This is a genomic window from Tsukamurella serpentis (assembly GCF_054780975.1).
Window position 1 is genome coordinate 1 of sequence record NZ_BAAGVH010000010.1, and the last position, 1,422, is coordinate 1,422.

Genomic DNA, 1,422 nt, shown 5'->3' on the forward strand with positions numbered 1-1,422 from the left:
CGCTGAAGGGCTTAGCTTCCGGGTTCGGAATGGAGCCGGGCGTTTCCCCTTCGCTATGGCCGCCGTAACACTTCGAGACGTGTGCTGTCTCAGACATTGCATAGTGGACGCGAACCAGGCCCGATGAACGGTTCTGGTTTCTGTTGTTGTTACACGCTTTCGCTCTGCATGAGCATCCCGTCCGAAGACGAGGGTGCTTGTTTTGGCGAATGTTATGTGTGTGGTAAGTCCTCGACCGATTAGTACCAGTCACCTGCACGCATTACTGCGCTTCCAGTTCTGGCCTATCAACCCCATAGTCTGTAGGGGGTCTTACCCACTCAAGGTGGTGAGAAACCTAATCTTGGAACAGGCTTCCCGCTTAGATGCTTTCAGCGGTTATCCCTTCCGAACGTAGCCAACCAGCCGTGCTCCTGGTGGAACAACTGGCACACCAGAGGTTCGTCCGTCCCGGTCCTCTCGTACTAGGGACAGCCTTCCTCAAGTTTCTAACGCGCGCGGCGGATAGAGACCGAACTGTCTCACGACGTTCTAAACCCAGCTCGCGTGCCGCTTTAATGGGCGAACAGCCCAACCCTTGGGACCTACTCCAGCCCCAGGATGCGACGAGCCGACATCGAGGTGCCAAACCATCCCGTCGATATGGACTCTTGGGGAAGATCAGCCTGTTATCCCCGGGGTACCTTTTATCCGTTGAGCGACACCGCTTCCACTTGCCGGTGCCGGATCACTAGTCCCGACTTTCGTCCCTGCTCGACCTGTCAGTCTCACAGTCAAGCTCCCTTGTGCACTTGCACTCAACACCTGATTGCCAACCAGGCTGAGGGAACCTTTGGGCGCCTCCGTTACATTTTGGGAGGCAACCGCCCCAGTTAAACTACCCACCAGGCACTGTCCCTGAACCAGATCATGGTCCGAGGTTGAGGTATCCAATACGATCAGAGTGGTATTTCAACAACGACTCCACGAACACTGGCGTGCCCGCTTCACAGTCTCCCACCTATCCTACACAAACCGAACCGAACACCAATACCAAGCTATAGTGAAGGTCCCGGGGTCTTTTCGTCCTGCCGCGCGTAACGAGCATCTTTACTCGTACTGCAATTTCGCCGAGTCTGTGGTTGAGACAGCAGAGAAGTCGTTACGCCATTCGTGCAGGTCGGAACTTACCCGACAAGGAATTTCGCTACCTTAGGATGGTTATAGTTACCACCGCCGTTTACTGGGGCTTAAATTCTCAGCTTCGCCTTACGGCTAACCGGTCCTCTTAACCTTCCAGCACCGGGCAGGCGTCAGTCCATATACATCGTCTTACGACTTCGCATGGACCTGTGTTTTTAGTAAACAGTCGCTTCTCTCTGGTCTCTGCGACCCCACCCAGCTCAGACCGTGAAGGCCATCACCAGACGAGGTCCCCCTTCT

The 1,422-nt window shown here is 55.1% G+C and carries 2 rRNA genes; both read right to left on the reverse strand.

Annotated elements, in window-relative coordinates:
* Positions 1 to 67, reverse strand: a 5S ribosomal RNA gene (rrf, locus tag ACYVHG_RS15755); the annotation flags it as partial.
* A gap of 152 nt (positions 68 to 219) precedes the next feature.
* A 23S ribosomal RNA gene (locus tag ACYVHG_RS15760) occupies positions 220 to 1,422 on the reverse strand; the annotation flags it as partial.